Source organism: Sporosarcina sp. ACRSL (assembly GCF_022346605.1).
Taxonomy (GTDB): domain Bacteria; phylum Bacillota; class Bacilli; order Bacillales_A; family Planococcaceae; genus Sporosarcina.
Map to the genome: position 1 here is coordinate 57,600 of NZ_JAKRNT010000002.1, position 23,096 is coordinate 80,695.

30 protein-coding genes are annotated in these 23,096 nt (G+C 44.8%); 9 read left to right on the forward strand and 21 right to left on the reverse strand.

The window, feature by feature from the left end; all coding sequences use genetic code 11:
• Positions 1-34: 34 nt before the first annotated feature.
• The gene (locus tag MHZ92_RS03375) at positions 35-1,174 is read left to right on the forward strand and encodes a zinc-dependent alcohol dehydrogenase (RefSeq protein WP_239430140.1); all 1,140 of its coding nucleotides are present in this window, start codon (positions 35-37) and stop codon (positions 1,172-1,174) included.
• A gap of 45 nt (positions 1,175-1,219) precedes the next feature.
• Here MHZ92_RS03375 and MHZ92_RS03380 read toward each other — a convergent pair whose 3' ends face one another.
• The 3 genes from MHZ92_RS03380 to MHZ92_RS03390 all read right to left on the reverse strand — a co-directional run bounded on the left by MHZ92_RS03380 (position 1,220) and on the right by MHZ92_RS03390 (position 3,050).
• On the reverse strand, positions 1,220-1,780 hold the full coding sequence (locus tag MHZ92_RS03380; protein ID WP_239430141.1) for a superoxide dismutase family protein: 561 nt from the start codon (positions 1,778-1,780) through the stop codon (positions 1,220-1,222).
• Between the two features lie 19 nt (positions 1,781-1,799).
• Positions 1,800-2,261, reverse strand: coding sequence for a hypothetical protein (locus tag MHZ92_RS03385; RefSeq protein ID WP_239430142.1), 462 nt, complete (start codon positions 2,259-2,261; stop codon positions 1,800-1,802).
• A 108-nt stretch (positions 2,262-2,369) separates the two neighbouring features.
• Positions 2,370-3,050, reverse strand: coding sequence for a phosphoribosylaminoimidazolesuccinocarboxamide synthase (locus tag MHZ92_RS03390; RefSeq protein ID WP_239430143.1), 681 nt, complete (start codon positions 3,048-3,050; stop codon positions 2,370-2,372).
• A 270-nt stretch (positions 3,051-3,320) separates the two neighbouring features.
• Between MHZ92_RS03390 and MHZ92_RS03395 the strand changes: the two genes are divergently transcribed.
• The gene (locus tag MHZ92_RS03395; RefSeq protein WP_239430144.1) at positions 3,321-4,040 is read left to right on the forward strand and encodes a YebC/PmpR family DNA-binding transcriptional regulator; all 720 of its coding nucleotides are present in this window, start codon (positions 3,321-3,323) and stop codon (positions 4,038-4,040) included.
• A 25-nt stretch (positions 4,041-4,065) separates the two neighbouring features.
• Here MHZ92_RS03395 and MHZ92_RS03400 read toward each other — a convergent pair whose 3' ends face one another.
• From MHZ92_RS03400 to pxpB, 5 genes are read right to left on the reverse strand one after another with little or no spacing between them, the layout of a single operon-like run.
• A complete protein-coding gene (locus MHZ92_RS03400) occupies positions 4,066-4,662 on the reverse strand; it encodes a GNAT family N-acetyltransferase (RefSeq protein ID WP_239430145.1) in 597 nt (198 codons plus the stop codon).
• A gap of 9 nt (positions 4,663-4,671) precedes the next feature.
• Complete coding sequence (locus MHZ92_RS03405) at positions 4,672-4,983, reverse strand: hypothetical protein (protein WP_239430146.1); 312 nt, start codon at positions 4,981-4,983, stop codon at positions 4,672-4,674.
• Positions 4,984-4,986: 3 nt separating this feature from the next.
• Positions 4,987-5,769 carry a LamB/YcsF family protein gene (locus MHZ92_RS03410; RefSeq protein ID WP_239430147.1) on the reverse strand — a complete coding sequence of 261 codons (783 nt, stop codon included), beginning with the start codon at positions 5,767-5,769 and terminating at the stop codon, positions 4,987-4,989.
• An 11-nt stretch (positions 5,770-5,780) separates the two neighbouring features.
• A complete protein-coding gene (locus tag MHZ92_RS03415; RefSeq protein WP_239430148.1) occupies positions 5,781-6,773 on the reverse strand; it encodes a biotin-dependent carboxyltransferase family protein in 993 nt (330 codons plus the stop codon).
• The gene (gene pxpB / locus MHZ92_RS03420) at positions 6,770-7,471 is read right to left on the reverse strand and encodes a 5-oxoprolinase subunit PxpB (protein WP_239430488.1); all 702 of its coding nucleotides are present in this window, start codon (positions 7,469-7,471) and stop codon (positions 6,770-6,772) included. Before pxpB ends, MHZ92_RS03415 begins: the two co-directional genes overlap by 4 nt.
• A 226-nt stretch (positions 7,472-7,697) precedes the next feature.
• On the opposite strand from pxpB, the gene dacB reads away from it, so the two are divergent.
• Genes dacB through MHZ92_RS03450 form a run of 6 tightly spaced genes read left to right on the forward strand, consistent with a single transcriptional unit; the run spans position 7,698 to position 11,746 of the window.
• Positions 7,698-9,227: a D-alanyl-D-alanine carboxypeptidase/D-alanyl-D-alanine endopeptidase gene (gene dacB / locus MHZ92_RS03425; RefSeq protein ID WP_239430489.1), complete on the forward strand. Its 1,530-nt coding sequence runs from the start codon at positions 7,698-7,700 to the stop codon at positions 9,225-9,227.
• A 53-nt stretch (positions 9,228-9,280) separates the two neighbouring features.
• Positions 9,281-9,544, forward strand: coding sequence for a hypothetical protein (locus MHZ92_RS03430; RefSeq protein WP_239430149.1), 264 nt, complete (start codon positions 9,281-9,283; stop codon positions 9,542-9,544).
• A 45-nt stretch (positions 9,545-9,589) separates the two neighbouring features.
• A complete protein-coding gene (locus MHZ92_RS03435) occupies positions 9,590-10,483 on the forward strand; it encodes a hypothetical protein (RefSeq protein WP_239430150.1) in 894 nt (297 codons plus the stop codon).
• A gap of 20 nt (positions 10,484-10,503) precedes the next feature.
• Positions 10,504-10,845: a VOC family protein gene (locus MHZ92_RS03440; RefSeq protein WP_239430151.1), complete on the forward strand. Its 342-nt coding sequence runs from the start codon at positions 10,504-10,506 to the stop codon at positions 10,843-10,845.
• A gap of 15 nt (positions 10,846-10,860) precedes the next feature.
• Positions 10,861-11,331, forward strand: a complete 471-nt coding sequence (locus tag MHZ92_RS03445; protein WP_239430152.1) for a DinB family protein — start codon at positions 10,861-10,863, stop codon at positions 11,329-11,331.
• A gap of 19 nt (positions 11,332-11,350) precedes the next feature.
• Positions 11,351-11,746 carry a VOC family protein gene (locus MHZ92_RS03450; protein ID WP_239430490.1) on the forward strand — a complete coding sequence of 132 codons (396 nt, stop codon included), beginning with the start codon at positions 11,351-11,353 and terminating at the stop codon, positions 11,744-11,746.
• Between the two features lie 43 nt (positions 11,747-11,789).
• Here MHZ92_RS03450 and MHZ92_RS03455 read toward each other — a convergent pair whose 3' ends face one another.
• The 3 genes from MHZ92_RS03455 to MHZ92_RS03465 all read right to left on the reverse strand — a co-directional run bounded on the left by MHZ92_RS03455 (position 11,790) and on the right by MHZ92_RS03465 (position 13,697).
• Complete coding sequence (locus tag MHZ92_RS03455; protein WP_239430153.1) at positions 11,790-12,170, reverse strand: CopG family transcriptional regulator; 381 nt, start codon at positions 12,168-12,170, stop codon at positions 11,790-11,792.
• 126 nt (positions 12,171-12,296) lie between these two features.
• Positions 12,297-12,683: a hypothetical protein gene (locus tag MHZ92_RS03460; RefSeq protein ID WP_239430154.1), complete on the reverse strand. Its 387-nt coding sequence runs from the start codon at positions 12,681-12,683 to the stop codon at positions 12,297-12,299.
• A gap of 156 nt (positions 12,684-12,839) precedes the next feature.
• Positions 12,840-13,697: a manganese catalase family protein gene (locus tag MHZ92_RS03465; RefSeq protein ID WP_239430491.1), complete on the reverse strand. Its 858-nt coding sequence runs from the start codon at positions 13,695-13,697 to the stop codon at positions 12,840-12,842.
• 331 nt (positions 13,698-14,028) lie between these two features.
• Between MHZ92_RS03465 and MHZ92_RS03470 the strand changes: the two genes are divergently transcribed.
• On the forward strand, positions 14,029-14,535 hold the full coding sequence (locus MHZ92_RS03470; RefSeq protein ID WP_239430155.1) for a DUF1572 family protein: 507 nt from the start codon (positions 14,029-14,031) through the stop codon (positions 14,533-14,535).
• 185 nt (positions 14,536-14,720) lie between these two features.
• Here the strand turns inward: MHZ92_RS03470 and MHZ92_RS03475 are convergent, their stop codons facing one another.
• The 10 genes from MHZ92_RS03475 to MHZ92_RS03520 form a co-directional block, all read right to left on the reverse strand.
• On the reverse strand, positions 14,721-15,686 hold the full coding sequence (locus MHZ92_RS03475) for a S66 family peptidase (protein ID WP_239430156.1): 966 nt from the start codon (positions 15,684-15,686) through the stop codon (positions 14,721-14,723).
• Between the two features lie 19 nt (positions 15,687-15,705).
• A complete protein-coding gene (locus tag MHZ92_RS03480) occupies positions 15,706-16,161 on the reverse strand; it encodes a GNAT family N-acetyltransferase (RefSeq protein ID WP_239430157.1) in 456 nt (151 codons plus the stop codon).
• Between the two features lie 176 nt (positions 16,162-16,337).
• Positions 16,338-17,084, reverse strand: a complete 747-nt coding sequence (locus MHZ92_RS03485; RefSeq protein WP_239430158.1) for a hypothetical protein — start codon at positions 17,082-17,084, stop codon at positions 16,338-16,340.
• Positions 17,081-17,575, reverse strand: coding sequence for an NUDIX hydrolase (locus MHZ92_RS03490; protein WP_239430159.1), 495 nt, complete (start codon positions 17,573-17,575; stop codon positions 17,081-17,083). The genes MHZ92_RS03485 and MHZ92_RS03490 overlap by 4 nt, the downstream gene beginning before the upstream one ends.
• An 11-nt stretch (positions 17,576-17,586) precedes the next feature.
• Positions 17,587-18,300, reverse strand: coding sequence for a nucleotidyltransferase domain-containing protein (locus MHZ92_RS03495; RefSeq protein WP_239430160.1), 714 nt, complete (start codon positions 18,298-18,300; stop codon positions 17,587-17,589).
• A gap of 22 nt (positions 18,301-18,322) precedes the next feature.
• Positions 18,323-18,688, reverse strand: a complete 366-nt coding sequence (locus MHZ92_RS03500) for an NUDIX hydrolase (protein ID WP_239430492.1) — start codon at positions 18,686-18,688, stop codon at positions 18,323-18,325.
• 34 nt (positions 18,689-18,722) lie between these two features.
• A complete protein-coding gene (locus MHZ92_RS03505) occupies positions 18,723-19,262 on the reverse strand; it encodes a GNAT family N-acetyltransferase (RefSeq protein WP_239430161.1) in 540 nt (179 codons plus the stop codon).
• Positions 19,263-19,394: 132 nt separating this feature from the next.
• On the reverse strand, positions 19,395-20,489 hold the full coding sequence (locus MHZ92_RS03510) for a helix-turn-helix domain-containing protein (RefSeq protein WP_239430162.1): 1,095 nt from the start codon (positions 20,487-20,489) through the stop codon (positions 19,395-19,397).
• 123 nt (positions 20,490-20,612) lie between these two features.
• A complete protein-coding gene (locus tag MHZ92_RS03515; protein ID WP_239430163.1) occupies positions 20,613-21,230 on the reverse strand; it encodes an NUDIX hydrolase in 618 nt (205 codons plus the stop codon).
• A 141-nt stretch (positions 21,231-21,371) separates the two neighbouring features.
• Positions 21,372-23,060, reverse strand: coding sequence for a methyl-accepting chemotaxis protein (locus MHZ92_RS03520; protein ID WP_239430493.1), 1,689 nt, complete (start codon positions 23,058-23,060; stop codon positions 21,372-21,374).
• Between the last annotated feature and the right edge of the window lie 36 nt (positions 23,061-23,096).

Sequence of the window (23,096 nt, forward strand, 5' to 3'; positions counted from 1 at the left end):
AAGTGTGAGAACAGATAGATAAGGAGGAGTTCGAATGAAAGCAGTAACGTACCAAGGCGTGAAAGACATCCAAGTGAAGAAAGTGGAGGCTCCGAAGATTGAGAAGCCCGATGATATTATTATCAAGGTGACGTCGACGGCCATTTGCGGATCCGACTTGCATATTTATCAAGGTGCATTGCCGACGCAGAAAGATTATGTCATCGGCCACGAACCGATGGGAATTGTCGTAGAAACCGGTCCGAATGTGACGAAAGTGAAAAAAGGCGACCGTGTCGTTATTCCGTTCAATATATCATGTGGTCAATGTTTTTATTGTGAGAATGAGATGGAAAGCCAATGTGATAATTCGAACCGCAATCCCCATGTGGATACGGGCGGTTATTTCGGGTTCACGGAACGCTATGGGAATTATCCGGGCGGCCAGGCGGAATATTTGCGTGTCCCTTATGGGAATTTCCTTCCGTTTGTCATCCCTGAGTCTTGCGAATTGCCGGACGAGGCACTGTTGTTCATGTCCGACGTACTGCCGACTGCCTATTGGAGCGTGGAGCATGCAGGAGTGAAAAAAGGGGATACGGTTGCCGTCCTTGGATGCGGCCCTGTTGGCTTGATGGCGCAAAAGTTCGCTTGGATGAAAGGTGCGAAACGCGTTATAGCTGTTGACCATGTCCCTTATCGTCTGAAACATGCTGTTAAAATGAACAAGGTGGAAGCTTTTAATTTCGACGAATATGACAATATGGGTGAGCATATTAAAGATCTTACCAACGGCGGTGTCGACATCGTCATCGATTGTGTCGGAATGGACGGGAAGAAGAATATCGCGGAAAAAGTCGGTCAGAAGCTGAAGATGCAAGGCGGGACGTTGAGCGCTGTAGAAATCGGTTATCAGGCCGTGCGCAAATTCGGGACGATCCATCTGACAGGCGTCTACGGATCGCTCTACAATATGTTCCCGCTTGGAAATATGTTTGAACGAAATATTACGATAAAGATGGGGCAAGCCCCTGTCGTCCATTACATGCCAATGTTGTTCGACAAGATTACAAAAGGTGAATTCGATCCGACGGAAATCATTACGCACGTCGTTCCGTTGGAGGAAGCATCCGCTGCGTATCATCATTTCTTCGAGCATGAAGATGATTGCATTAAAGTGATTTTGAAGCCTTAAATATGAAGAATGAAAAACCGGTCCACGCATTGGACCGGTTTTTTCTTATTTCTTCCCTGTAATTGGTGCACAAGCAATCCGTGCACCTGAATTCCCTGCTGGATCGGTCTTATAGTCATCTGCCGTTTCATGAATAACGATGGCGCTTCCGTCCTTATCAAGGATCGAATTTTCCATGCCCTTCTTCAACGTAATTTCAGAAGTTGTCAGCTTCATGGACACTTTTCCTTCCTGGTCAACTTCAATATTCGGCAAATCGCCTAAATGGAAGCCTTTCGGATTGTCAAAGCCATGTTCCTTCCCGGTCGGATTGAAATGCGCTCCGGCTGAAGTGAAATCCGGTGGTGTACACACGCCGGTTTCATGGATGTGAATACCATGCATCCCAGGCGGCAAATCTTCCGCCTGCACATTGATGAGCACCCCTTCCGTCTCCTGGACCAATGTGACTTCGCCGATCTCATCCCCTTTTGTATTCAATAAAGGAGCGACGATCGCCTCCATCTTTTCCCCGCTAACAGGCAGCGTTTCTTTTTTCATTTTCCCACATCCCGCCACTGCAAGAATGGCACTCAAAAGTAGGACAATTATCAGTTTTTGCTTCATTGTAGTTCCTCCTCCACATTTACTCTTGCCAAGCATACCCAACTGCCGCTGTTTTATGAGTGGGAATTTTTCCCGTTGTTTTGTCGAATGCTTGAGTGCGGAGAATTGGGTGCGGGCGGATTGCTTTGAGCGTGGGAGCTACAGCTTTGAGCTTGGGGGCATTGACTTTGAACGCGAGAGCATCGGCTTTGAGCGCGGGAGCACCGGCTTTGAGCGCGGGAGTTACGGCTTTGAGCGCGGGGGGAACGACTTTGAGCGCGAGAGCACCGGCTTTGAGCGCGGGAGCACCGGCTTTGAGCGCGGGAGCTACGGCTTTGAGCGCGAGAGCTACGGCTTTGAGCGCGGGAGCTACGGCTTTGAGCGCGGGAGCTACGGCTTTGAGCGATGGGACATCGACTTTGGACGTTGAGGCACTCAACCACTCACTTTGGACGCCCAACCGCTCGCTTTGGACGCGCAACCACTCGCTTTGGACGCGCAACCCCTTACTTTGGACGCGCCACCTCCCCCTTTGGCCGCAGGAGTAAATTACAAATAGAAAAACCGCCGCTCATTCCCCTTCATTGAAATGAGCAGCGGTTTACCTATTTTAAGCTAACACTAATTTCTCCAAGTCAAGCGGTGCTACATACTCACCGTCTTGATACACTCTCATATTCCCACCGGAAATTTCGTCGATGAGCATGATATCACCTTTAGGATCGCGTCCGAATTCGAGCTTGATGTCATACAGTTCAAGCCCCTTCGCCGCAAGCTCCTCTTTCACGACAGTCGAAATGTCCTTCGTCAACTTCTCCAAAACATCATACTCGTCTTTCGTCAAAATGCCGAGCTGCGCCAACGCGTCTTTCGTAATCGGCGGGTCATTGCGGTCGTCGTCTTTGATCGTCACTTCGACAAATGCGTCCAACGGTTGTCCTTCTTCGCAGTACGCTCCGTACCGGCGCAAGAAGCTTCCGACCGCGCGGAAACGGCAAATCACTTCAAGCCCTTTTCCAAACACAGTTGCCGGTTTCACTGTCATCGTCGCGTTTTCGATATTCGCGTCGATATAATGTGTCGGAATCCCTCGATCCGCCAATTTCTCAAAAAAGAATTTTGTCATGCGCAAGCCTGATTGCCCCGCGCCTTCAATCGTCAGCCCCACTGTATTTGCACCCGGATCGAACACGCCGTCTTCCCCGGTGACGTCATCTTTGAATGTCAATAAAACATTGCCATCTTCCAATTTATAAACGTCTTTCGTTTTACCTTTATATACAAGTTCCATGCCCACGTTTCCTCTCTATTCGAAAATGTAGTGCCACATTCAGTATAAGGCACTTTTCCTCGTTTAAAAAGTGAAAACTTGACGGGGGTCAAGATTTCATTCAAAAAATGCTTTATGCTATAGACAAGAACTAGAAAACAACTAAACTTTGCACAGGAATGAGAACTTACTACATTCCAATTAAAGGATTTTTCACTTGTCAGCATTCATGCAACGGGTGTATAATAGCTCGACGAATCTAAGCTCATAGTGAAAGAGAGAGTGAAAAAGATGGGCCGGAAATGGAATAATATTAAAGAGAAAAAAGCTTCGAAGGATGCGAATACGAGCCGTATTTACGCAAAGTTCGGGCGTGAATTATATGTAGCAGCAAAACAAGGTGACCCTGATCCCGAGTTGAACCAGAATCTCAAAATGGTCATTGAGCGCGCAAAGACGTACAACGTGCCAAAAGCGATCATCGACCGTGCGATTGAGAAAGCGAAAGGCGGCGCTGAGGAAAACTATGACGAGCTTCGTTACGAAGGCTTCGGCCCGAATGGCTCGATGGTTATCGTCGACGCGCTTACGAACAACGTCAACCGCACCGCTTCCGAAGTGCGCGCAGCATTCGGGAAAAACGGCGGAAACATGGGCGTCAGCGGCTCCGTTGCGTATATGTTCGACGCAACTGCCGTCTTCGGCTTGGAAGGTAAAACAGCTGACGAAGTGCTCGAACTTCTAATGGAAGAAGACATCGAAGTCCGCGATATTTTGGAAGAAGAAGATACTGTCATCGTATACGCGGAACCGGATCAATTCCACGCTGTGCAAGAAGCATTGAAAGGCGCCGGCATCACTGAATTCTCCGTCGCTGAACTGACAATGTTGGCACAAAACGATGTCGAGTTGGACGCTGACGCACAAGCGCAATTCGAAAAAATGATCGACGCGTTGGATGACTTGGAAGACGTTCAGCAAGTTTATCATAATGTTGATTTAGGGGAATAAATGAGAAAAAACCACTTCGTGTAATTTAAGCGAGGTGGTTTTGTTTCGTTGATGAATTATTTAAATACTCTCTATCCAGTATTGAATAAAAATATTGATCATGCCATTGGTTATTCCAGAACAGTTCTTCTTTAAATGTTCCCTCTCTTTTCATACTCAAGCTCTCCATTAATTTTACAGATTTAAGATTGTTGCAATTGCACATACCGACTACTTTATGAGCCTGTAATCTTTCGAACGCAAACTCTAGTAAAAGCTTCGTTGTTTCATACCCAAATCCGTTTCCTTGGTAACTAGGAAGAATTGCAAAACCAAGCTCCCAACTCTTTCTATGCTCTACATAACACCAAATTTGGGCCAGACCGATTGATTTTACTTCTCCATCTACAGTGCTTTTGACAATAAAATCATAACTATGTGGAGTATTCATCTTTTGTAGGTACGTTTCTTTAACGACATTTCTATCTGATTCAACATGTTCTTCATAAAACCAAATATCTTTATTACATTCTAGTTCACAAACAAAATCCAAATCATCCGGAGTAACTCTTGAGAGAATTACATTTTTTCCATCAAGCCTCATAATAATCACTTCCTTGTTTGCTGAAAATTTTCCATCCACTTCCGAAGTCTACTTAATCTCCTCCAACACCCACGGTTTATTTCCTTCTTTTGTATAGGAAGCAGCATACTCTTCATCTACCTTGATATTGTTCCAAAGCAATTCATTATCAACCATAATCTGAAACGCTTCCTCTTCGGTTTGGTTATTAGGATCATAAGCAATTATCCAATAGTCTTCGTCTACATGGTCTTTCTCAATTACAACTAATAGTGAAGCTGTATAAACTGATGAAACATGCCCACAAGCGCTTAGTAAAAGCAATAGAACGATTAGTAGAAATAGATTTGCCCTTTTCATGAACTCACCCCCGTTGTTCATTATCTAGCAACGTCCAGCCAAAACGTCGCCAATCTTCCTAACCCTGACCCCTTCCCTCTCCAATGCACCCGGTATCACCCTCGCAAACTCCACCGCTGTCTTCCCATCCCCATGAATACAAATCGTATCGGCTTGAATCGCAACTTCCGTTCCGTCCGTCGCAGTCACCTTGCCTTCCTTCACCATCCGAATAATTTGGCGAATAGCGACTTCATAATCGGTGATCAATGCATTCGGCTTCTTGCGCGAAGTCAATGTTCCGTCCGCTTGATAAGTCCAGTCCGCAAACACTTCATGCGCCACCTTCAACCCGATCCTCTCCCCTGCCTTGACTAGCTCGCTGCCCGCTAGCCCGAAGAGAATCAATACCGGATCTACTTTATAAACAGCTTCTGCAATCGCTTCGGATAACTCATGGTTCACAGCCGCCATATTATAAAGCGCGCCATGCGGCTTCACATGTTGCAACCGGCCTCCTTCCGCTTTTGCGACCCCAGCCAAAGCTCCTATTTGATAAACGACGAGGTCAAAAACTTCCTCCGCAGAAATCGCCATTTCTCTACGTCCGAATCCTGCTAAATCCGGCAAGCCGGGATGCACGCCGATGCCGACGTTTTTCTCTAGGGCCAACCGCACCGTCCTTCGCATCGTCGTCGGGTCACCTGCGTGGAATCCGCAAGCAATATTCGCCGACGTAATCGTCTCCAAAATTGCTTCGTCATTCCCCATAACATACGCGCCAAAGCTCTCGCCCATATCACAATTCAAATCGACTACAAATGCCATTCCAAAAACCCCTATCTACATTTATTTCGAATCGCTGCTCGTAGTTCCTTCAAATTCATTTCCTGTTTGGCAAACAACCTTTGTGATTCTTCGATTGTCACTTCTTTGAATGAAAGGCGATCTCCCGCCTTCGCCTGCGCAAGCTTTGTAGAATCAACTGAAGCCAGCTGCCCGATTTTCGGATAACCGCCTGTCGTCTGCCGATCAGCAGCCAAAATGATCGGATTTCCGTCCGCAGGAACTTGGATGGAGCCATACGTAACCGCTTCAGACACCATTTCCATCGGCTCTTTCAGCTGCAATATAGGACCACTGATTCGGTAGCCCATCCGATCCGATTGCGAACTGACGGTGAATGATTCATTCCAAAACTTATAATGGCTCTCCTCGTCAAACAACTCATATTGCCTGCCCTGCATGACCCGTATCTCAGAATGGTTCGATAGACGAGGAAGGAGATGACGCGCAACTTGCCAATCTGCCGCCTGAAAAGGTTCGTCTGATGCGAGCTTTTCCTCCATGGCCACAGAATACATCGTTGGCGGACCAACATGAAGGACATCCCCTTTCCCGACCGCCCTTCCATTCAATCCACCAAGCCGCGCCTTCACATACGTCGACCGGCTTCCGAGCACAACCGGCATGTCAAACCCGCCAGCGACCGACAAATAGGCCCTGCCCCCCGCCTTCGCCGCTCCGAACCGCAATTCGCTTCCCTTTCGAATGAACACCGATTTCCACATCGGTACAGCTATGCCTTCAATTGCCGGAGCTAGATCCCCGCCACAAATGGCAATCAGGGCATCTTCCTTAAATAAAAGATGCGGACCGACGAGTGTCATTTCAAGTGTTGCTTCCGTCTCCTTATTCCCGACTAGCAAATTTGCAACCCGATGAGAGAATGGGTCCATGGCGCCACCTGCCACGACACCGAATTTCTGGTATCCGTACCTTCCCAAATCTTGAACTGTATCATGAAGACCCGGCTTACGAACCTCAATCATTCGGCGCCACCTCTCAAGTCTTCATACTCATCTCTCGTTATCTCGTAAAACTGAATTATATCCCCCGCGGCAAGCAAACTCGGAGGATCCTCATCCGGAAGGAACAACTCAAGCGGTGTTCTCCCGATTAGTTGCCAGCCCCCTGGCGTTTCGATCGGATAAACTCCCGTCTGCACTCCCGCAATCCCGACAGAGCGTGCAGGTATTTTCAACCGAGGTGTCGTTCGTCTTGGCGCACCGATTTTTTCGGACATTCCCCCGATGAACGGGAAACCCGGTGCAAAGCCTATCATATGTACCTTGTAATCTCCCGACGTGTGGATCTCGATGACTTCATCTGCCGTCAAACCATTATACTTCGCAACAAAGTCCAAATCCGGACCAAATTCGCCGCCATACAAAACAGGGATCTTCACAACTTTTTGCTGCGTGGCAGCGGATTCCTTCACATCTTCTAGCAACTCGCGAATCCGCTCGCAAACGGCCTTATACGGACTATCCTCTTTAAGGAATTCCCGTATCGAATAAAGGACAGTAACGGTCGTATAAGCAGGTATGTATTCAATCATCCATGGCGGTGCTTCTGCTTCCAACCGAGAGACAACCGCCTTCACTTTCTGCTCGGATGATGTGTCGATCTGTTTGCCAACTTCTATGACAACAGCTTGGTCGCCCAATGGTGACAAAGTGTACTGCATCATTCCGACACTTCCTTACTAGTATGAATATACATAATTCTACCTGAACCTCTGTTCTTCGCAACTGTTAGTTCACGTATGGGCAAAGCCCTCCAAACATATAATTAGTAACGACTACCTACCCACTTAGGAAAAACGCTTTAATTGCTAATATTCTGCATTTTTCATCTACCCACCTTGATGAAGATGGCGTACAATCAAATACAAAGGATGAAAGGATGTGAGCATGTTAATGAAAAAGCAATGTATTTTCAAAAAGGCTTTCCTCGCAATGGCCATTGCGTTGATCGCCGTATTTCCGGTAACACATGAAGGAACGTATTCATCTGTCGCCGCATCCGGGGAAACGACTCCCGTAGCATCCATTGATTCGACAACTTTAGATCAAAAATTACAGGCAATCTTGAAAGACCCGAAGCTCCAAGGGGGAATTACCGGGGTCAGTGTTCGAAAAGCCGATACGGGTGAATCGATTTATTCCCACTTCGGCGACATCCGCCTCCGCCCTGCTTCCAATATGAAATTGCTGACAGGTTCAACAGCAATGGACATATTAGGGCCGGATTACCGTTTTTCAACGGAAGTTCTGACGGACGGTCAAGTGAAAGGGAACATGCTTCAAGGCAATCTTTATCTAAAAGGTAAAGGCGACCCGACGTTAATGAAAAAGGATTTGGATCAATTCGCGAAGGAATTAAAAGCGAAAGGGATCAACAAAATTAACGGCAACTTGATCGCCGACGACAGTTGGTACGACGACGTCCGCTATTCGCAAGATTTGAACTGGTCGGATGAGCATAATTATGTCGGAGCGCAAGTGTCTGCACTGACGCTTTCACCGAACGAGGACTATGATGCAGGAACTGTAATCGTCGAAGTGAATCCTGGCAATAAAGCAGGAGATCTTCCGAAAGTGACCCTTACTCCACAAACAGACTCAGTTGTAATCGTTAATAACGCAACGACTGTTGCAAAAGGCGAAGCGAAGAGCATCTCCATCGCACGTGAGCATGGAACAAACCGGATTATCATTAAAGGGAAAATGCCACTCGAAGGTACGGTATCCCGTTCATGGTCAGCCGTCTGGGATCCTTCAATGCTAGCGCTTGATGTATTCAATAAATCGCTAGAAGCAGAAGGCATCCAATTTGTTGGAAATGGCGGAATGAAGACAGGTGTAACGCCTAGTGGGGCAACTGTTCTCACTTCAAAAAAATCAATGCCGCTTAGCGAGCTTTTCATTCCATTCATGAAGTTAAGCAACAACGGGCATGCGGAAACATTAGTGAAGGAAATGGGGAAAGTACAACGCGGCGAAGGCAGCTGGGACGCGGGGCTAGCAGTTATGAAGGAGAAGCTGAAACAATTCGGCGTCAACACGGATACAGTCGTTCTCCGCGACGGCTCCGGCATGTCGCATAAAAACCTCGTTTCTGCGGATGAACTATCGAAACTGTTGTATAACATTCAAGGGAAAAGCTGGTTCCCTGCTTTTGAAGCATCCTTACCGATTGCAGGCAATCCTGAACGGATGGTCGGCGGTACACTCCGGAACCGGATGGGCGATGGATTGACAGCCGGCAACGTCAAAGCGAAAACCGGCTCCATCACAGGCGTCTCCACCCTCTCCGGTTATGTAACAGCGAAAGACGGTACGGAATTGATTTTCTCCATCATGATCAATAATTACATCACCGGGCCAGTCGCGCCGATTGAAGATGCGATTGCAAGAGCACTTGCCGAATCTGAGTTTTAATGAACGTAAACGGATGAAGGAAAGCTACATTTTCCTTCATCTTTTTATTTGTTTTGCGGAACGCTCTAAGTAAAAGGCTGTTATTAGACGATTTCAATGTTGTTTTAGGCGGTTGTGGCGAGATTTCAGGCGGTTTTGACGAAGTTTCAGGCGGTCGCAATGTTGCTTCAGGCGGTTTCGACGAAGTTTTAGGCGGTCACGATCCTACTTCAGGCGGTTCGGACGGAGGTTCAGGCGGTCGCGGTTTTCAGATAATCATATTGCACCATATAAGGGCCAATTATTTTGAAACTGGAAGGATTTACATAAGACGATAGCGAATACATCCATATCAATCATTTATCTTGAAAGTAGGGATTCATATGGAAAAACTATCTGCTGATCAATTCCAACATGCCACAGAATTTCTCAAATCAACAGCACGTCCATTGGAAAAGGCGCTATTCGAATTTGAATTTGAGAACCGCAGCCGCGAGCCAGTGTTGGAAGAATTGAAAGCTTATCAAAATGAAGACGGTGGTTTCGGAAAAGGATTGGAACCCGATTTCCGGTGTGAAGCCTCTTCGACGTTAGCGACAACAATTGGGTTGCAGCATTTGATCCGCATCGGGGCGGATGAATCGGAGCCGATGGTGCAACAGGCTATTCAATATGCCCTCCATACATTTGACGAAGAAAAGATGGGTTGGGAAATTGTCCCGAAGGAAGTGGAGACAGCGCCACGTGCCATCTGGTGGAATTACGGCGGCGATTGGCCATGGGGTAATCCGAGCGCTGAAATGACAGGATTGCTCCATCATTATAAAGGCCTTGTCCCTGAGGATTTTCTTGAAAAGCTTACAGCCCATGCAGTTGCATACGTCAACGAAGAGGCGACAAACGATTTCCATGAATTGCAGTGCTTGTTGAAATTGACGAGAGAATTGCCGGCCGAAGAAGCAGACAAGATTTCCGATAGAGTACGTGAGATTGCACAACATAGCGTGACGACGAATCCGGAAAAGTGGCATGACTATTGCCTGCTCCCTCTTCAAGTCGTATCGTCTCCGACGTCTTTTCTATATGAAGATTTTAAAGAAATCATCCCTGCCAACATCCAGCATCTCCGATCAACCCAATCGGAAGACGGCAGCTGGAAACCGACATGGGCGTGGGGGCGGTTTGAAGATGTTTGGGAAACGGCAAAACAGGAATGGAGCGGCGTGCTGACGCTTGATAATTTGAGGGTACTGAGGGCATTTGATGCAATTTCGTAACGGGAGGCCTTGCAAAAACAATGCTATTTGAAAAAGTCGATACAGTTTTCATTCCGGTTCAACGTCTTGAAAAGGCACTGCACTTTTATGTGGAAGTGTTAGGTGGTATACCCGGATGGAAAGATGACAATGGAATGTATCAAGCGATCTCATTCGGAGACACATCCATCACGCTCTGTGTCAATCAACATAAACAACAAATGAGCAATAGCCTATTCAGCTTATATACACCATCAATTGAGGAAGCGCATGTTTATCTTTCATCTCACGGTACAGACGTTGGCGCTATCATGGAAGAGGGAGCGAAATATTTCATAGCGACAGATCCTGACGGGAACCGTATCGAGGTCTGCTCCTATTAGAAAACAGGTGACAAAATGAATGCATACGTAAAGGCCACGTTGAATCAAATTTCGATAGCAGTACGGTCTATCACTACTATGATGGACCAATTGGAGCCGAGCGAATTAGACGTAAAACCGACTGACAACAAGTTCTCCATCGGACAGCTGCTGGCCCATGTCTCTCTTATTTGCCAGGCAGACCTTCTTATTTCAGACGAGGCTTCCGAGGAACAGATGAGCACATATTATTCCTCTAATCCCCTTCAATCCATAGCTGAAATGAAAGAAGCTCTGCTGGCTAACTTCACTTCATTGGAGAACCGTTATTTTAAATATACAGAGGAAGATCTTATGCAAACGACAACTTCCTACTGGGGCGTTTCCTATACACGGTTTGAGTGGCTGCTAGAAATCTCTTCTCACCTCTATCATCACCGCGGACAGCTGCATGCCATGCTTGTATATTGCGCTAGAAAAGATCCGGAAGTTGCGTTGTTTGAATAACAGTGAAAAGGTGATTCGATTGATTTATGAAATGACAATTCAAGTCCGCGTATCTGAGTTTGAAAAAGGGCAACAGTGGTATACAACCTTGCTTAAAAGAGAACCAGATTTCATTCCCCATGAAGGGTTCGCTGAGTGGGAGCTTCTTCCGGGCTGCTGGCTGCAAGTTGCGGAAGGTCATCCTTCCATGAATTCTGGTCCAATCCGCTTGGGAGTTCTTGACATTGAAGAGGAGCGCAATCGGGTTCAGCAGGAGCTAGGAGTGGAATCCTTTGAACTTCATTCAAGAGAAGAGGTTCCGGTCAGATGGGGAACTTTCGCAGACCCTTGGGGGAATCAGCTCGGATTCTTTGAATATAAAAGCGAAGCAGAAAAGAAGGAAAGGATTCGGGTCATTGTAGGGGATTCTCAATAACGTCAGACGCCTCCCGGTTTTTATTTTTCCGGAAGGCGTCTTTTTAGAGCTTCTGTATCGCCGATTTCACTTCCACATTCGCTTTCAAAACACCTTTTACTTGCACAGAAGCCAATGTCTGTTCTACAAGTTCTGCATTGACGTCATCTGCAATGACCAGTAATCCTGCCACTTTCACATCTAACATCGTACTCGCATCACGCAACTCTTCTAATTCTTTTCTTCCGTATCGCACTACCCCAACGACGTACGATTTCCTCGTGACGATCTCTTTCACTTCTTCAGCATGCGTTTCCAATTGTCTACGGATCGCAGTTCGAATGAAATCTGTTCGGTTAGAATAAAACCCTTGATCCACCAATAGATCAACTTTCCCTAAATCAACGACGTTCATATTAATCGTGATCTTTTCCGATTCAGCCACTCTTACCATCCCCTTCCTTTTGTTATGTATATCATAACATGTGTACCATCCATATGGAAGGTTCATAGATGGTGGCAAACAAAAAAAGAGGATGGACTTAATTCGTCACCATCCTCTGTTTGTTCATTACAACTCTACATCATCGCTCATCTCAAACACATCAAACACATTCTCCTGAATGATGAGCGACATGATCTTGCCCTTTTTCTCAAAGTAATGAACATGGCCGACCCGTTTGTCTTCAAGTTCAATCCATCCCCACTTCTTAATTTCCTCCAAATAATCGGCAGGCGGGGTACCCTCTTCATCCCCGATGCCCTTCAACCTATACTTCGCCGACTTCGCAATTTCCGATGTACAGTCTTCCGGCTTTAGCTCATAGGCATTTTTAGGGACCGGAAATCCTTCATTGATGACCGCCATCCGGTAGCCATCCTCTTCCGTATACTCATAGACACAACCTGTCATCATCATAGTGGAAAACAGCAGTAGTGGAATTAACATTCGCCTCATCAAGGCAACCCCCTCGCAGAAACCTTCAACCTTTTACTTTCAGCGTAATCGGAAAGTTTCCGTTTGTCTCCCAACTAATTTGTGACAAAAAGAAATTGTTCTTTCGGAACGACAAGACACAAAAAGCCCCCGGAGATCTTCCTAGGGGCTGAACTCTTATCGATTCAAATCTGGAGTTCCAGGGCTATGTTCATTAGGCATCTCAGGCATCATCGGTACAGGGAAACCTTTAGGAGGGTCAACTACATTGAGTGTACCTGCATTCCTGCTCGGTGACTCACCTTGGAAAATCTCGGCTATGCGAGTAGGGTCTAACCTAAAGTTAAACTGTGCATTATGGAATCCCATGTCTACATATTTTCTACATTCAGGATACTTGTTTATATCATAATTAGGGATTGGGAGTATCTTACCCCAATCAACACCTAACGTCTCCAACGCTTTCGCAAAGGCATTCTGATGCGCGTTGTCACGAACAATAAGGAATGCGAGTGTTTCACGGAATGTTTTATTTGAACTCATTTCGTAAATACGAGTTTTTTGGAGAACTCCCGTTGATTCGAGTACCAAATTGTCTAGTAAATCTCCGATAAGGTTACCATGAGCATACACCCAAGATCCATTCCAAGGGTTACCAGAAGCGTCAACTGGTAGAGAAGACTGTGCGCCGATAATATAGTGATGAGGATTTGCATGTCTCGTGGCGTCGTTAAGTGGAGCTTGATCGGCGCCGGCGTTTCCTGGAGCAGCAGAATAGCCAGAGTCATTTAATAGCTGATTGATTGTATTTTGAACGAGTTCGACGTGCGCGATTTCTTCCAAGAAAACGCCACGGAGCAAATCTCGATATTGTGTCTCTTTCCCTCTAAAATTAGAGCTTTGGAAAAAATACTGCATCATTGTTCTCATTTCACCAAAATGACCGCCTAATATTTCTTGCATAACTCTTGCAGCTTCAGGGTCTGGCTTATCAGGAGTAATAATATTAATGAGCTCTTCCTTGTAGTAATACAATTTATCCAATCCTTTCAATTTTTTTCTAAGGATTAGACTGCCCTATACCATAACAAATATTCAATTTACAAGGAATGAGCAGACGGATGGAGCACAAAGATTAAACAAACAAAAGTAGCGCCTCCTTTTACTAAGTAGTAGTTGGTTCATATTCAGGATGTTAATCACCTGAATATCGAAAGAAATTTCGGAACTTAATGAGAAATAGGTTATAATGTGTATAAGAGTTTGTGAAGAAATGATCTTAAACTAACTAAGCAGGATGGAAAAGAAGATCATTTATTTTAGACAACAGAAATAAATAGTTTTTCAATAGAAAGTAGGAAGCTCTTTGGATATTTCTATCTTACTTATTGATAGCATATTGAAAAAGTTTAAATCTGAAAAAAAATGGGTTTATCAAGCAATAGACCAATTATCAGAAGAAGATATTGTATGGCATCCCTCCTCAGAGAGTAACAGCATAGCAAATCTAATATCACATATTAGAGGAACAGTTCGTCAACGACTTGAGACAGTATTTTTTAATGTACCAGACAATAGAGATAGAAATAAAGAATTTGAACGAGGACTTCTATTATCAAAAGAAGAAGCTCTTATCCTTGCTGATGAATCATTTGATGTAATTATTAAGATTTTAGAAGACATAAAACAAAACCCCCAATTGTTAGTTTGGCAGCCCTATCTGAATATGCCCCCACTTACTTTTAGTGCCAATGACAACGAATCAACTTTACTCGATATGATGGTACAAATGGTGCGAGAAGTGCATAACCACACAGGGCAAATAATGTACATTGCAAAAATGAGAAAGGGACAATTGCAGTGGGTTTATTAGATTAAGTAAGGGTATAGAATCTGTTTTTAAGCAACTCACTTCTTCACAACAATTAAATATGGATAAATGAAAAAAGCGCTTGGTATAAAGATCCCAAGCGTTTTTGTATGTTAATCTGTCTGTTAATACCGATGTGTTTTGTTGTGAAATTCCGATTTCATTAGTACTTCGTTCGAATATCCAGCTTAAAACCTTACCAGTTTTAATAAACCCTTCAATGAATCCACTTGTACCTCTCCGCCAATTGGAAACGTAAACATCGGCTGTGTATGGCCAAAATCAACATCATATAGAACAGGAATCTCCTTCAATAGTGGATGTTTGTCAAGAATGAACAGAAGTTGCTCCTCCGATATTTTCGATGCTCGTTGAAACCTGCCGATGACGAGAGCCTTTATGGACTTTGCATTTTGCAATAAAGACGTTAAATCCCTTGCGAACGTTTCGGGAGTAGTCATTTCATCGTCTTCAACAAATAAGATGGCATTTTCAATACTTGGCATATACGTAGTCCCTTGCAGCAAATTCAATGTGCATAAATTTCCGCCCCATAGCTGCCCGCTTGCCTCGCCCGCATTATACGTTTTCCAAGCCGTCTCTTCAAAATTCCGGTTCTCCTGATCTAAATACCATGCATCATCGGTCCATTGTTCAGATGGCTCCAACTCAAACGGCGTATCCTGCATGAGACACTGCTTAAAGAAATGTGTTTGGTATGCCTGCGCCTTCTTCATTTGAAAGCTTGAGAAATGAGGTCCTGAGTACGTGACCATTCCGGTTTGTGTTGTAATCGCAGTTCCGATTGCCGTTATATCGCTATATCCGCAAAACACTTTTGGATTCTCTTTAATCAATTCATAATCTATGTACGGCAGAAGTTCATTCGAATTGAAACCGCCAATAACCGTCAATATGCCTTTTACATTTTTATCGGCAAATGCCTCATGCAAATCCTCCACCCTTTGCTGAATGGAAGTGGAATTATGAAGATCTTTATCAAAGACATGTTTGCCAAAAGAAACGACAAAGCCTAAATTCTCCAATCGTTCCTTTGCAACTTGAACGCCTTCTTCAGAAAGAATACTCGCACTTCGACTTGGTGCGATGATCCGTATTTCATCTCCCCGTTTTAATTTCTCTGGTATTCCCAACAAAATTCCCTTCTTTCGTTTACTGAATTTCCAACCTAAGTCGAATCATATCGATGCATTGAATGCCGTTCTCCATAATGACCTCGTCATAGTAATCGGTGAAGAAGTCTTTGATGACGCTCGAAATGCGAAAACCGCATTTCTGATAGAGCGAAAGCTGACCGATGCTTGAATTTCCCGTTCCGATTTCAACAGTCCGATAACCGTTTTCTTTAGCAACCGTTATTGCGCTTTGCAGAAGTTTCTTCCCTATCCCCTGTCCCTGCCTGTCTTCACGGACGGCGATGTTTTTAATCTCAATCGTATTTGCGTCTAATGCCACTACGACAAAGACGCCAATCCTTTCCCCGTTCTCCTCGGCAACGTAGCATTCGCCTTCCGCGATGTACGCATCTACGAGTTCACGAGAAGGATCGGCGAGCAGAAGCAGATCATTGGGCGGCGTTTCATCATGCTGCAGTTTCCGTATTTTCATTTGAGCCACCTGCCTTTATTTCACGTAGAGCAAAGGTCCTGTTTTGGTGATACATTTAGATATTCAATAGATAACTTTCTCTATTCAATAGATAACTCCCGGTATGCAATAGATAACTTCATCGATTCAATAGATAAACTCGCTAATTCAAGAGAAAACCATCCGGTAAGCGGCTATCATTCCTCTATTACCTCATAGGCGTCTAGCCTCTCAGTTTTGCTCAACAAGATTTCTACCCTTTTTGTTTTCAGGTCACCTGAAGCGTACCAATCCTTAACTGTATCAAAATCGGATGACGTCAAATCGGATGTTTCAATCGAGAACTTTTCATCGTCCATCCATTGATAGTCAACGATCGGCCACGTCGGTGTATACATATACTCTTCGGCTAGTTCAGTCGATTCGAAAGGGATCACTTTCATTTTCTGTAGATCGATTGCTATTAATATATGGCGAACTACAACTCCGCCTTCGTTGTAACCGTATCTTACTAACAGTTCATCTTGTCCAGGCGAAATTTTGAAATCCTGAAAAATCCCGGTTGATAAAGGGACACTAAAAACTTCTGAGTCTCTCGCTTTAATCAAGAGGGTTGAACATTGCTTATTTCCACAGCCGTATTTTAAAATGAGAACATACCCTTCGGAAGAGCTGTTTATCATTTCATATTGCGTTCGTTCAAGTTCAATTTCGGCATCATCCTGGGCATCCAAGTAAGCTTTAAATATCGGTATATCTTTTATGGCGATTTCAAAGGTTCGGCCTGCCTCATCTGTTATTGTGAGTACATCCAAATTCGTTTCCGGGATTCCGACCTCAGTTGAAAAAGGTTCAACTTTGGGATCTTGTCGGTTTATTGCAATTGTGAATACAACCGATATTGTAACTAAAACGAAAAGAGGAATCAGTAGTTTCGCTTTCATATTTGCATTTTCTTAAGAGCCGTTTCCATTATCGCTTCAGACACGTCGTGCCAGCCTTTATAATAGCTGCTCACCTCTTCCGGTTGAATGAGCATCCGTTCCGACGACTCGAACCCTGCATCAAACGGCAAGAATTCCGTAATATCCATCCGATAAAACGCTTGATAGCCGACTTTCGGGTAGGGACTTGTTTCATTCCATAGCGGATTTTCGTCATGGTTTATTTCAATGGCGCCGAGCAGCCGGCAATCCCCAATTACATAGGCCTCCTCCAGCACTTCCCTTCGAACGCACGCTTCCACTGTTTCGCCCACTTCGATATGCCCACCCGGAAAATCCCATCCCCGGTCATTCAAGTTCACCATAAGCAGCTTCCCCTCATAAAAACAAAACGCATGGACGCTTGTGACCAGTTCCCGTTGTGGCATCAAATCCGGCATCCACGTAAGCTTCAACTTATGTCCGCCCCAATCTACGTACGTCACTGTCATCCTTAAACCCCTCACTTCCCTAACGAATACCCGTCAAAAAGCCTCCCGCCATATGGTGCTAACACTTCATCTGTTATTGTGATGATTCCTTCCCGATCGCCGGTTTTATAAAATGCGTCAAATGCAGCTACAAATCGATCGGCAAAATCCTCATCGTACTGTTTCAACGCGCGGACAATCCATTTTGACGCACCAATCCAATGCCCGTTCGTCCGGAGAACAAATTCATGGATGGATTCGGCGAGTGTATTGGCAATGAAGAGCGCTTCCGCTTCATTTTGCGTCCCTAGAAAATCCCCAAGCGCATCTGTCAACATATACCTTTTCATCATCAACGTCTGTTCAGACCATGGGAGCGGCCCTTCATTCAAAAGCTCAGCGGCTTCGTTTTTAATCGTAGCTAGAATTCCGGAATCCTTTAATACAATCCCTTCCGCTACCATTCGGGGCAAGCTCGGACGCGCCCGTTCCGCATCAGAACGAAAATAGGTTTTGTATGAGGTTAACGTATGTGCGAATACTTCAATTGGCCAGTTGTATTCAATACGGGATTCACGGTACGCCTCAGTGAGCAAATCATCAAAGACAACAATATCGAGATCAGACGTCGGTGTTTCTTCTCCCCTAACGACGCTTCCCGCAAGAACCGCAGCTTGGCAATGAGGGAAGTATTCATCGACAAACCGTTTTGCTGCAAATATTGCTTTCATCCTTTTCAGTCTCATTCCCGTTTCCTCCAACCACTTTTCAAATTTCCATTTGTATTCTTTTTACAATTTCCATCGGACGAACATCTAGCGACTCAAGCTTTGCGATTGGTAGCCATTGCGGTTCATATAGGCCCCGATTGCGATTTTCCTCGAATTCCTCGCCTTGCCCCGTTCCGAATTGCCCCCCGACGATTCTAGCCAAGAAATAGTATTGCGTTCCATTAAATTGAACAGTTCCTAGTTGTCGTATTATGTCGATATGTACCCCTACTTCCTCAAACACCTCCCGGATTGTTGCTTGTTCTGGGCTTTCACCTTCTTCAATTCCACCGCCCGGAAAGACATAATACTCCATTCCATTTCGATTCCGCTTTATGACAGCGACCTTATCTTCTTCAATCATTACGGCAGACCCTCGGTTTCTCGGACTCACACCCTCACTCCTTACTATATTCAATGAGCCAGCAATCCCGATATTCCCCTTCATGCCATTCATGCTTCGGCAGGAGCTTCACCTTTTTGAATCCACATTTCTCATAGCAACGGACGGCCCGCTCATTCCACGTTTGAGGATCCATAACGATGCGGTCTGCGTTCTTTTCATTCAACAAATACGTTACTATTAATTCGACAAGCTGCGTACCAATTCCTTTATTCCAATAGGTAGGTTCGCCGATGAACTGATCCATCCCGAAAAGGATTTCCGACGGATCCATATAACCATAAATCCGCCTCTCTTCTTCTCCAACCGGATAGAATTGCACATACCCGATTGGCTGCTCCTCATACAGAATGAGACACCGCGTTTCTTCCTCCGCTTCCCCGTAGAAATCCTCTTCGACTTGCGCCAAATCCAATGGACGATCTCTTCCTTCATAAAACTGAAGAACTTCGGGATCCGACAACCATTTAGCCATTAAGAATTTATCTTCAGCAATCAATTCCCTGATTGCTAACCGCTCATTATTCACAATCATTCTTAATCCCTCCGTTGGCAACTTTAGCCAAAAATCAACATCGTATTTTATTCGACAAAAGGAGTACCAAATCCTTCAATTTTCAACATATAAAAAGGCAGCACCAAAATTGATTCGGTGCCGCTTTTTCCATCACTTTACTAATAGACCTTGAATCCATTTGCTTAACGTCCCTTTATCGACAAAAGGCGCTAATTCAGCAATAGTTTCCGGAGCAAATTTGCTCATATCCATCCGATCGATAATCCTGCTGAGCACTTCTCTGTCAATGAAAGGTGCAAGAGAAACTAAGCGACTGGAATCCAATTCGCCCTCTTTTACCCGTTCCGCCAGTTGATTTAACATTGACCGACTGCAAAACGGGGCTAATCTGACAACAAATTCCCATTCCAAGTCCTCGTCCACAGCTCGTTCAATCAATTTATCTACATGTTCTCTTCCAATAAACGGCGCCAGTTTGATGACGGTATCAGAATCTACTTTATCCGTAACAGCCTTGTCTAGTAAATTCCACAATGCTTCTCTGCTGACAAACGGAGCGAGTTTCCCAATCTGCTCCAACTCAACGCCATCCTCCCTCGCCTGGAGTACAAGTCTATCCAACGCTGCTCTTTCCACAAAAGGTGCAAGCCGGACGATAGCGTCAAAATCCCCTCCTTCAGTAACAGCCTTGTCCAGCATGTCCCCTAACGCTTTACTGCTAACAAAAGGTGCCAGTTTCCCAATCAGTTCAAGGTCGACGTTTTCTTCCATCGATTGGAGTACGAGTTCATCCAACACCTCTGTTTCTACAAACGGTGCTAGCCTCACAATCATGTCATGATTGAACAAGCTTTTATCAACCTTCTCCGTCACGGCAGCCAATTCACTCGCTCTCAATAAAGGTGCGACTTCAATCAATTCATCCATATCAGCTTCGCCCGCATTGATCATTTCCGCGACTTCCTCACGACGATCCTCAGAAATCCCCTTTACGATCCGACCAAGATTATGGACATACACGGAACCTTCCCGCTCGGCCCCGCCATTCATCAACTCATCTACTGACACACTAAAAGCCTGTCCGATGTTCATCAATGTTCCGAGGTCTGGCAATGATTCTCCCCGTTCCCATTTCGAAACAGCCTGATGACTCACATTCAGACGATCCGCCAATTCCATCTGCGTCCAATCCTTCTCTTTTCGAAGCTTTGATATGTAGCTTCCAACCTTTCGCGTATCCAACATGTAAACAACCTCCCCAATAAGTTTCAGTGCGCACTGTTATTTTCAGCGTAGCATATTGCTCCCTTATCGCCTATCAACTATTGGTTGAATACGAGATTCTACTGACAGTGGAATGTATATCTATTAATCAAAGATTGTTTCCTTGTCAGGGTTCTTCAAGTATTCAAAGAGCATTTTTATTTGTGATTCTGTATTTCGCTTCGTAGAGAGCAAAGGTAAATTGTTTTCCGAAAAGAACTCAACTTGAGTCGTTTCCATTCCTACAGCGGGCTCTCCTCCAATAATTTCGCACAATATAAAAATCTTATAATAATGGTAAGGATCTGGAGGGTGAGGGTGCTTGTTTTTATCTAATAATGCAAGTAACCTAACCGGAATTACCTCATAACCGGATTCCTCTTTAATTTCCTTTACTACATTTTCTGAAGGGGATAAGCCAATATCACAAAAACCGCCTGGCAAAGCCCACTTATTATCAATATTTTCTTTCACCATGAGGATTTGATTATTTTGAAAGACGACACCACGTACATCTACTTTCGGAGTTTGATAGCCTGTTTCATTCGTAAACAAATCCCTAATTTTCGTTACTTCTATGTCGGTATATTTCGCCATGATCTCTACACTTATTTCTCGTAATTCCTCATAACGCTCGATATCATAAATATCTTTCGAAAAAGCTAAACCTGACTGCGCCAAGGCCTGAATTCTTTTTGCCCAATCCAACCATAAAGTACTCATCTATCCCCCGCCTTTATATATAGTCTGAAAATTATATATTTATTGTAACACCATTTCTCGCACTACAGAACAGGGTAATGGTTTATATGCAAAAAGCCGTCCAACACTCCGATGTTGAACGACTTATCGTTTCCTATTTAATTATTCAGCTATCGTAAACCGATTCACGTCATCTAACAGGCGATCTGCGAGACTTGCGAGCGTCTGCGCATTTGCAGATATTTCTTCATTTGCGGATAGCTGCTCCTCTGTTGCGGCACTTGCTGATTGGGCTTCTGCTGACGTTTGCAAAGCGAGATCTTGGATATGAATCGATTCAGCGGAGACGATATCCGTCATGGACCGGACTTCCTTAATCTTCGTTGAGACATCATGCATCGCATCGTTCATGAGCAAAGTCGCACCTTCGATTCGTTGAAACACATCCCCGGTCCTTTCCGACAATTCCCTTCCTTTTGTAATGAATCCATTGCTTTCTTCCGAACTCTTGATCGTTCTTTGCACATTACTAACCATCTCATCAATCATTTGACTGATATGCCCTGCTGACCGTTTCGATTGGTCTGCAAGTTGGCGAACCTCTTCCGCAACGACTGCGAACCCTTTGCCATGTTCCCCAGCACGTGCAGCTTCAATTGCTGCATTCAACGCTAGTAAATTGGTTTGCTCCGCCATCGTTGTAATGAATGACGTCACTTCACGGATTTTTTCCGAGTGAGCTGCCAGTTGTCCAATAGTGATAGATGACTCCTGAATGGACGAGCTAATTTTCCCCATCTGACTCGTTACCTCTCGCATTCTTGACGCTCCATCCAAAACGAGGTCAGCAACTTCCGTTGAAGCATGTTGCATTCTTTCATTATCATCGCTAATTTGGTCAATCCCTTTTAGCATTTCATTCAAAGAACGATTGGAATCATTCACTTTTCCGACCTGCTCATCACTCGCAAGTAAATTCCGCTCCGTTATTTCGGCAACGGTTTCAGAAGCAGCCAAACTTTCTTCCGAGCTAGCGGATAGTTCCTCAGCATGGAGTGCAAGCTGGATGGCGGACTCTTTGACGGTCGTCAAAATCCCTCGTAAGTCTTCCGTCATCCCATTTAGCGCTGTTGCCATTTCTCCAATTTCATCTTTATTCCGCACTGCAATTGGGCCTGCAGTAAAATCCCCGTTTGCTAGTTTAGCGAGCGAAGCAGTCATGTTTCGAACTGGTTTGGCGATACTGCGGCTAATGATTCGCGCGATAACGATACTTGAAACGACAGCAAATCCTATTAAACCGCCAATCAGATAATAGATCCATTTCAACACAGTTTGTAACTGTTCTTCCGTATTCTTTTGCTCCGTTTCTTGCTGTTGAATTAACTGTTGAAGATTGGCCGAAACTTCCTCCTGATAGAAGGAAACCTCCATTGCCAAGTTCATCGCGCTTTCCAAATTGCCTGCCTGTACATCTCGGATGATTAGTTCACTAATTGTCTCAGCGCTTTTAGTTGTCTCCTTCACGTCTTTCATAATATCGCGTGCGGATGGAGTATGTAATGCTTGATCCAGTTCTTTAATATGTCCTTTAATGGATTCCAATATTTCTTTTCGTTGTTCCACGTATGATTGCTCTTGGTAGATGATGTAGCCGCGGATATTTTTTGCATCCGCATGTTGGGCTGACAATAGTTGTTCCATGACGATTACATTTTTTATTTTATCGTCAATTAAATAACGGTACTCCGCATCCAATTTGGATAGAGCCCATAACCCGGATGCTCCGACTAACAGAACAATGGATAGAATCGCTAAAAATCCAATCCACAACTTCTTTCCGACTGTCATTCTCAATTCCTAGCATCCCCTAACGATCTATAGTCA

Coding starts and splice junctions, on each gene's coding strand:
- MHZ92_RS03485 (WP_239430158.1), bottom strand. CDS start 17,084: ATGAAAGCGAAACTACTGATTCCTCTTTTCGTTTTAGTTACAATATCG.
- MHZ92_RS03515 (WP_239430163.1), bottom strand. CDS start 21,230: ATGAGTACTTTATGGTTGGATTGGGCAAAAAGAATTCAGGCCTTGGCG.
- MHZ92_RS03375 (WP_239430140.1), top strand. CDS start 35: ATGAAAGCAGTAACGTACCAAGGCGTGAAAGACATCCAAGTGAAGAAA.
- MHZ92_RS03505 (WP_239430161.1), bottom strand. CDS start 19,262: ATGATTGTGAATAATGAGCGGTTAGCAATCAGGGAATTGATTGCTGAA.
- dacB (WP_239430489.1), top strand. CDS start 7,698: ATGTTAATGAAAAAGCAATGTATTTTCAAAAAGGCTTTCCTCGCAATG.
- MHZ92_RS03460 (WP_239430154.1), bottom strand. CDS start 12,683: ATGAGGCGAATGTTAATTCCACTACTGCTGTTTTCCACTATGATGATG.
- MHZ92_RS03405 (WP_239430146.1), bottom strand. CDS start 4,983: ATGAACAACGGGGGTGAGTTCATGAAAAGGGCAAATCTATTTCTACTA.
- MHZ92_RS03415 (WP_239430148.1), bottom strand. CDS start 6,773: ATGATTGAGGTTCGTAAGCCGGGTCTTCATGATACAGTTCAAGATTTG.
- MHZ92_RS03500 (WP_239430492.1), bottom strand. CDS start 18,688: ATGATTGAAGAAGATAAGGTCGCTGTCATAAAGCGGAATCGAAATGGA.
- MHZ92_RS03480 (WP_239430157.1), bottom strand. CDS start 16,161: ATGAAAATACGGAAACTGCAGCATGATGAAACGCCGCCCAATGATCTG.
- MHZ92_RS03440 (WP_239430151.1), top strand. CDS start 10,504: ATGCTATTTGAAAAAGTCGATACAGTTTTCATTCCGGTTCAACGTCTT.
- MHZ92_RS03380 (WP_239430141.1), bottom strand. CDS start 1,780: ATGAAGCAAAAACTGATAATTGTCCTACTTTTGAGTGCCATTCTTGCA.
- MHZ92_RS03410 (WP_239430147.1), bottom strand. CDS start 5,769: ATGGCATTTGTAGTCGATTTGAATTGTGATATGGGCGAGAGCTTTGGC.
- MHZ92_RS03490 (WP_239430159.1), bottom strand. CDS start 17,575: ATGACAGTGACGTACGTAGATTGGGGCGGACATAAGTTGAAGCTTACG.
- MHZ92_RS03445 (WP_239430152.1), top strand. CDS start 10,861: ATGAATGCATACGTAAAGGCCACGTTGAATCAAATTTCGATAGCAGTA.
- MHZ92_RS03435 (WP_239430150.1), top strand. CDS start 9,590: ATGGAAAAACTATCTGCTGATCAATTCCAACATGCCACAGAATTTCTC.
- MHZ92_RS03390 (WP_239430143.1), bottom strand. CDS start 3,050: ATGGAACTTGTATATAAAGGTAAAACGAAAGACGTTTATAAATTGGAA.
- MHZ92_RS03510 (WP_239430162.1), bottom strand. CDS start 20,489: ATGTTGGATACGCGAAAGGTTGGAAGCTACATATCAAAGCTTCGAAAA.
- pxpB (WP_239430488.1), bottom strand. CDS start 7,471: ATGCAGTACACTTTGTCACCATTGGGCGACCAAGCTGTTGTCATAGAA.
- MHZ92_RS03395 (WP_239430144.1), top strand. CDS start 3,321: ATGGGCCGGAAATGGAATAATATTAAAGAGAAAAAAGCTTCGAAGGAT.
- MHZ92_RS03520 (WP_239430493.1), bottom strand. CDS start 23,060: ATGACAGTCGGAAAGAAGTTGTGGATTGGATTTTTAGCGATTCTATCC.
- MHZ92_RS03495 (WP_239430160.1), bottom strand. CDS start 18,300: ATGAGACTGAAAAGGATGAAAGCAATATTTGCAGCAAAACGGTTTGTC.